Genomic DNA, 7,131 nt, shown 5'->3' on the forward strand with positions numbered 1-7,131 from the left:
TTAGCCTGAAAGTGTAGTGATTCTTCATGAGCACCGGCTGGCTCACTAGCGGAACTCAGCGTTTTTTCTTCTTGTTGAAATCCAGCTCAAAAGCAAATACCGCGCTTTGAATTTTACGCTCGGTCAGCATCCCCATTTTAATAAAACGGCAGGACAGACGCGTGAAATGATGCGTTTCGTCTTCATCAATATCATGATCTTCATTAATGGCGATCAGTTCCATATTGACCTTGAACTTGCCGTAATCCCCCAAATCCAGCTGCGCCTTATTAAATACCAACCCCGGCTGCATATAGTCAGGTACTGCGCCGTCAATACGCAGGCCAACACCACCAGGCGAAAGATCGTGAATACGCAGTTGATACGGAGTGCCATCGCTATATTCTCCGTTACAGAAGAACTCACGCCAATGAGGCGTGGTGATGCGTAACTGACGGCGGCGTTGAATATAAACCAGCTTCTTCGGCAAGCTCGCCTCATAAACCGGCATGTCGTTATGCTCGGTCAGTAGCGCCTGTTCGACGGAGAATTCGATTTTCGCATCGTGATTCTCGATCACAATGTTAAATTTTCCGCCGAGGATCTGTTCTTGGGCATTGCAGTCAAAAACAATATTATCCGCACCGACGCTCACCAATTGGCTGTTGAATTCATGTTGTTGGTTAGCGACACGCAGCGGCGTTCTTTGCTTATAAATGTCGCGTAAGATAGCCAAAACCTCAAAACGCTCCTGCTTGATAAACCGTCCGTTATCAATATGTTCCACCCGTCACTCCCGGTATAATCCATCGACGCTTACGATTTCCTTACACTAATCATCACCGCCATCAATACTAAAGTCAAATTTCCCAGCGTTGCCATAATAATGGCAATAGCCGGGCAAAACGTGCAGCCCACGCTGCCTGACCCGCGCTATCCCCGATTAAATCCTGACGGATCTCAATGCCGACGTAGGGCAACTCATGGCGTTCAGCATGGGTCGGCAGGGTATAGTCGGTCGCATCGGTCATGGCATAAGGTTCATTGATACCGACCTGCAAATCCCCTTCCTCACGCAACAACTCCGCCAACAGCAGGGCGAATTGGGGATGGCGGTTAAACAGCAGCCCTACCTGCCAGGGCCGTGCATCTCCCTTAAATACCGGCGTAAAGCTGTGCATGGCAATCACCGCACTGGCTTGGTTATTGGCACGACGGCTGGCTAACGTGTGGTTGATCGCCTGATGGTAAGGCTGAAATATTTCCTGCTCACGAGCACCCACTTCGGCTGCGCTGATCCCCTGGTTGCCAGGTATCGGCGTAACCTCAGATAACGGCGGGATAGAGCTGGCAATACCCGGCGTTCGGTTACAGTCGATCACCAAACGCGAGTAGTGTTGATGGATTAATGTCGCATCCAATTGCTGAGCCAGGCTGCGGGAAACCGCCAGTGCCCCAATATCCCAGCCGATATGGCGGTCGATTTCACCGCTGGCCAGGCCAAGATCGCCCAGCCGTTTCGGGATCGCCTGCCCCGCATGATCGCACAGCAATAAGAATGGCGATGTCGCCTGTGGCAGCTCAACGCTGACGGCCGCAGGCTCATCAGCAGACAGCAAGGTTGGGGTATAGGGATGGTACATAGAAGACTCCGGCGCAGGAAAGCGCTAATTCTAGGCGATCCCTACGCGAGCTACCAATTTACCGTGGGAGAAAATAGCGCGTTCGCACGTTCGGTCAAAAAGGAAACTGGCCTCTTTAAAGATGAACAGCAATATAGCGCTGGCGCTGCATGCTGCTCCCCGTTACAGCGCCTCCTCTATCCGGGCGTTAACCTGCTCCCGTAGCCGCAACAATGCGGAGGCCTGATGAGGATAGCGTTTAAAGGTGATGCGCATGCCCAGTTCCCGATCGATCAACTGCTCTACCGTGGCACGATCGGTCAGGCTTTCCAGCAGTTGTAACGCCCGCAGATCCTGTAGCCCCTGATGAAATACCCGTAAACGCAGCGATTCTATCGGCATCCATTGCGGCCCGGGATAAACCACAAAAGGATCGCCCGAGGGGAATGCGTTGCCGCTGTCGGTCACCGCATAGGGATTCAGTTTTTCCCGCGAATGGCTGCTGTTATAGAAATTGTAGCCCCAGTGGAGGAAACCGCTGATGTTGTACAGATACAGCTGGATCCCCAGAATGCGGTTGCGGGCCGAGGGCTGGGCAAAGAATCGGTTGGCCACCTCGGTTCTTTGTACGCAGCAGTAATAGGCCCACAGCTGTGGCGTTTGATGCTCAAGGAACGGTTCGATATGATCGGTGGCCACCACCGGGGTTTCCACCAAGCCGCGCTGATAGAAGTCAAAGTCAGACAGCGCATCGAAGGTGCGGAACCCGTCCAGCAATGGGCGCAGTGAATCGATGGCACGTTGATAGGCGGCGATATTCTCCAGTTTTGGTTCATCCGAGATGTGGAACCATACCTGCCGTTGCAGATCCCGCGCCCGGAACCAACCGGTCAGCGCTGGCATCAGTGCTTGGAGAAACTGCTGATATTCGCTGCCGTGCGCATCGGTATGCCAGCCAAACAGCGGCTGCGTTTCCCCAGCTATCTCCACCATGATCTTTGGCGCATGCGCCGCGCCCCATTGGGTGAACAGGTGAGCAATTTCGAAGTGCTCAATGCCCTCTTCCTGCGCCAATTCCACCCATTGTGCCAGCCGATCAAAATCAAACTGATAGCCTGCAGAGGTGCGCTGTACTCCAACCAATTGCACGGTGGTACGTTCGCCGCCGATGGCGGTATCCAGTGGTGGCGTGAAGATTGGCGTTAGCAGCATATTTACGCCATTTGCCACCGCGTTACGTACAAAGTTGCGTACCGCCTGCCAGTATTGCGGGCTGAATACCGCAATCTGATAGTAATCCGCCAAACAGTCGGTATGTAGCCATTCGGTGTGCAGCAGTCGCTGCTTTGGCAAGGCAGCAGGCACCACGTGCAACGTCATTTTGGCAGCGGCTAGCTCCTCACCCGTCTCATGATCGAACAACCGCAGCGTTAACGGATAGTCGCCTCCGGCAATACCCTGCGCTGGCGGCGTCAAGGTCAGCCACAGGCTGGCGTAATAACGGCAGGCAGCAAAAAAACGCCGATCCTGGATCGGCATGAGCGGGTCGGGAAATAGCCCGGGCTCGGTAGTGAGATAATTTTCATCCGTTTCCGCATAACAGGGAAAGTGGCTGGGTACGGACTGCACATGGCGCACGCTGATATCATCGGCCAATGGCCCTTCGAGTTGATAGCGTAATTCCCGGCGGGTTTCATTATCCTCGCGGTACAGGCAATACACCCCTTGCCATGAGAAGGTTTCATTATTCAGGCAGCTGAATTGGCTTTGCTGTTCGACCTGGGGCGAAGACTGACGATGAAATACCTTTTCCAGACAATGGGTAAATAGTAGCGAGAGACGCATAATAGCTGCCCTGTTTTATTTTGCGGTGGGATTTAATTAATCTCAGGCTAGCGCGTTTTATCACCACAGGCAATATAGGCCAACAAAAAAAGCCGCTTCACAGCCTCTCTCCTGGCTAAAAAATTATTTTTTTGTTTATTTGCATCACAAAAATGAAAGATGCCGCCGCCTGCACAATAAAAACGTTTTTAATCCCCATCATGGTGCAAGGGTTATCAGTTAATCCTATGACCCCGGCAAGCCATAACTGCCGCACGACAACGGATTTGCGCCCTTCGACATTAACATTTCATCAACAAAAAAGGCTTTCGATTGCTGGCATTGACCTTTCGTTGTTAACAACAGTGAAAGATAAGTGCCCCATTTTTGGGCAGAATGGCTAGATTGACACATTGAAAGTTAAGGGATAGAAAGAAATCACGTTCACTAAAAACTGTATTCGCCGACACCGAGGGTAAAGCAATGTCACCTAGAAAAAACGCCGGACGTTTTCTGTTGCATTCAGCTGTTGCAGCCGCTTTATTATTGCCAACCATGTTATACGCTGCCGATCAGATAACATTGCGTTATGCCGTTTGGGATCGCAACCAATTACCTGCCGAGCAGGAAATTGCCAAACGCTTTGAACAGGCCAATCCGAATATTAAAGTGGAAATAGAATTAACCCCGGCCGCACAATACTTTGTCAAATTGGATTCCGCCGCTGCTGGCGGTGTCGCCCCGGATATATTCTGGATTAACATACCCTATTTTGTGCAATATGCCAAAAACGGCATTATGCAGCCGCTGGGAAACTATTTAAAAGACGGCACGGTTAATTTGGATAATATCGTTGCCAGCTCCGTCAAGGCTTATCAATATGACGGCCAGCAAATGGCCATCCCACGCGACGTTGACTCCATCGCCGTGTGGTACAACAAAAAACTGTTCGATCAGGCCGGCGTCAGCTATCCCACCAGCGACTGGAGTTGGGATGATATGAAGAAAAAGGCCGCGGAGTTACAAACCGGCTTGAAAGGTAGCGCCTTCCCACTGGTGATGGATCTCAGCATCGACGGCCAGGACAGCTATATGAACCTGCTGTTCCAAAAAGGTAACCATATCGTGCCGAAAGATGGCCAACCGACCGATATCGCCAACGACAACGCCATCTGGGTCTATCAGCAACTGCAAGGCATGATGAAAGACGGCCTGATGCCGACCGCCCAGCAAATGAGCGAAGTGAAAACCGAGAACATCTTCCAATCCAACCGCGCCGCCATGGTGTATGCCGGTTCCTGGTTGGCCGCACCGTTCGCCAACAATCCCCTGATCAACGACCACATTGGCGTGGTGATGATGCCGAAGATCGAGCTCCAGTCCGGCGTGGCCCACAGCCTGGCTTATGCCATGTCGGCCAAGAGTGCCCATAAGCAGGAAGCCTGGAAGTACATCGAATTTATGAGCAGCGAAGCCTCGCAGGCCACCCTGGCGAAGGTGGTGATCCCGGCCAACAAAGTAGCCGCCAAAGCCTGGGTGGATGAAGTCAAAAAGGTCGATGTTTCACCGTACATCCAGACGCTGGAAGTGACCGAAGCCTATCCCACCGCAGGTACCAACACGCCGAAGTGGCAAAACATGTGGATCGGCAGCCTGAAGAAAATCTTTATGGGCGCGGATGCCCGTACGGAAATGGATAAGTCGGTCAAGAAGATCGAACGCATCATGGAGCAGTAATTTCCCCGTAGCGGTCTGCCTGCCCGAAGGCGGGCCGCAGCGGCAACACTGAGCAGTCAAAGGTGAGGAATGGCGACATGTCGCTGGCAGAAACGGCTACGGCCAACATACAACAGGCAAAGAGCAAACCTCGTGCCGCATTGAGCCGCCTGGAGCGCAGCGAGCGCTTTTGGGGCTGGGTGATGATCCTGCCGCTGGTGATCGGTTTGGTGGTGTTTTACTTCATCCCGTTTTTACAGAACATTTTTTACAGCTTTACCGACCTCAACCAGTTTATGAGCTGGACGACCATCAGCTTTGACAACTATATCAACCTGTTTGAGGACGATGACTTCTATACCGCCGCCTTCAACACCCTGTTTTATGTAGTGGTGTGCGTGCCGATAATCCTGCTGCTGTCGTTGCTGCTGGCGATTGGGCTGAACCAGAACATCCGCGGTAAAGCGCTGCTGCGCACCCTGCTGTTCTTACCGGCGGTGACCATGCCTGCCGCAGTGGCGATGGTGTGGCAATGGCTGTTCAACAAGGATTTTGGGCTGATTAACCAAGGGCTGAACCTGCTGCACATTGCGCCGGTGGCCTGGCTTTCCGATCCGGACGTGGTGCGCATCAGCGTGTCCATCATCATTATCTGGTCGTCGCTGGCGCTGAAGATCATCATCTTGCTGGCCGGTTTGCAAAGCATCCCCCGCCAACTGTATGAGGCAGCCGATATCGACGGCATCAGCACCCTGCGCCGTTTCTTCTTTATCACGCTGCCGATGATGGTGCCGACGCTGTTCTTTGTGTCGGTGATGAGCTTCATCGAGATCCTGCAAATCTTCGACGTGGTGTTCCTGATGTTCGACCGCGCGCTGGTAGAGGGTGACGTCATGACCATCACCAACCTGTTCTACAAATACGCCTTCTATCTGCAAGAGAAAGGCTACGCCTCTGCCATTACGGTGGTGTTATTCGCCGTAACCCTGTTGATCACGCTGGTACAGATGGCGATCGGCAAACGCCTGAGAGTGAGCTGAGGAGCCGCTGATGACAATAAGCAAACGAGCCCTGGTCTATCTGTTTATGACGCTGGCGGCGCTGGCCTCGGTAGTGCCCTTTATCTGGATGCTGGTGACCTCGCTGAAAACCCAGGCCGAAAGCATCCAGATCCCGCTGACCCTGCTGCCGGAAAACCCCAGCTTGCAGGCCTACGGCAAGATCATGCGTGAAATCCCCTTTGCCGATTTCTACATCAACTCGCTGCTGGCGACCTTCTCTACCGTGACGTTGCAGATGGTGATCGCCACCATGGCCGCCTACGGCTTCTCGCGCCTGCACTTTCGGGGCCGTGACGCGGTGTTTCTGGTGTGTATCTCGATCCTGATGGTGCCCGGTCAGGCGTTTCTGATCCCGCAGTTCCTGGTGATACAGAAAATGGGGCTGGTTAACAGCATTACCGGCCTGGTGCTACCGGGGATCTTCAGTATTTACGCCACCTTCCTGCTGCGGCAGTTCTTCCTGGCGGTACCGAAAGAAATGGAAGAAGCGGCGCTGATCGACGGTTACAGCTACTTCGCCATCTTCTGGCGCATCATGCTGCCGCTGATCCGCCCAGGCATCATCGCCTGCATCATCATCAACGGCTTATGGAGCTGGAATAACCTGATGTGGCCGCTGATCGTCAATACCACCACCGAGAAATTGACGCTGCCGGTGGGGCTGGCATCGCTGTCCAGCCGTGCCGGGGTGGAATACCCGCTGCTGATGGCCGGTGCCCTGATGGCGGTGATCCCGATGCTGATGCTGTTCATTCTTTTCCAACGTTATTTCATCCAGGGCATCGCCAGTGCTGGTGTTAAAGGCTAACCGAGAACAATAAGGTAAACAGACATGGCCGGTATTCAATTAAACAGTGTGAAAAAGGTCTATCCCAACGGTTTCCGGGCGTTACATGGCGTGGATCTGGATATCAAAGACGGTGAGTTTA

The 7,131-nt window shown here is 53.0% G+C and carries 6 protein-coding genes; 3 read left to right on the top strand and 3 right to left on the bottom strand.

Annotated features, from left to right (window positions below):
* Nucleotides 1-55: 55 nt before the first annotated feature.
* From ACRDCA_RS20610 to ACRDCA_RS20620, 3 genes are all read right to left on the bottom strand, one after another.
* On the bottom strand, nucleotides 56-766 hold the full coding sequence (locus ACRDCA_RS20610; RefSeq protein ID WP_438691222.1) for a flagellar brake protein: 711 nt from the start codon (nucleotides 764-766) through the stop codon (nucleotides 56-58).
* A 73-nt stretch (nucleotides 767-839) separates the two neighbouring features.
* On the bottom strand, nucleotides 840-1,622 hold the full coding sequence (locus ACRDCA_RS20615; RefSeq protein WP_438691223.1) for an N-formylglutamate amidohydrolase: 783 nt from the start codon (nucleotides 1,620-1,622) through the stop codon (nucleotides 840-842).
* A gap of 162 nt (nucleotides 1,623-1,784) precedes the next feature.
* Nucleotides 1,785-3,446 carry a DUF4091 domain-containing protein gene (locus ACRDCA_RS20620; RefSeq protein ID WP_438691224.1) on the bottom strand — a complete coding sequence of 554 codons (1,662 nt, stop codon included), beginning with the start codon at nucleotides 3,444-3,446 and terminating at the stop codon, nucleotides 1,785-1,787.
* Nucleotides 3,447-3,908: 462 nt separating this feature from the next.
* On the opposite strand from ACRDCA_RS20620, the gene ACRDCA_RS20625 reads away from it, so the two are divergent.
* The 3 genes from ACRDCA_RS20625 to ACRDCA_RS20635 all read left to right on the top strand — a co-directional run bounded on the left by ACRDCA_RS20625 (nucleotide 3,909) and on the right by ACRDCA_RS20635 (nucleotide 7,010).
* Nucleotides 3,909-5,162 (top strand): ABC transporter substrate-binding protein, encoded by a 1,254-nt coding sequence (locus ACRDCA_RS20625; protein WP_438691225.1) that lies wholly within the window; start codon nucleotides 3,909-3,911, stop codon nucleotides 5,160-5,162.
* A 77-nt stretch (nucleotides 5,163-5,239) separates the two neighbouring features.
* Nucleotides 5,240-6,181 (top strand): carbohydrate ABC transporter permease, encoded by a 942-nt coding sequence (locus ACRDCA_RS20630; protein WP_438691226.1) that lies wholly within the window; start codon nucleotides 5,240-5,242, stop codon nucleotides 6,179-6,181.
* A gap of 10 nt (nucleotides 6,182-6,191) precedes the next feature.
* Nucleotides 6,192-7,010, top strand: coding sequence for a carbohydrate ABC transporter permease (locus ACRDCA_RS20635; protein ID WP_025119098.1), 819 nt, complete (start codon nucleotides 6,192-6,194; stop codon nucleotides 7,008-7,010).
* Nucleotides 7,011-7,131 lie beyond the last annotated feature (121 nt).

Source organism: Serratia sp. (in: enterobacteria), assembly GCF_051654945.1.
In the GTDB taxonomy this organism is placed as follows: Bacteria; Pseudomonadota; Gammaproteobacteria; order Enterobacterales; family Enterobacteriaceae; genus Chania.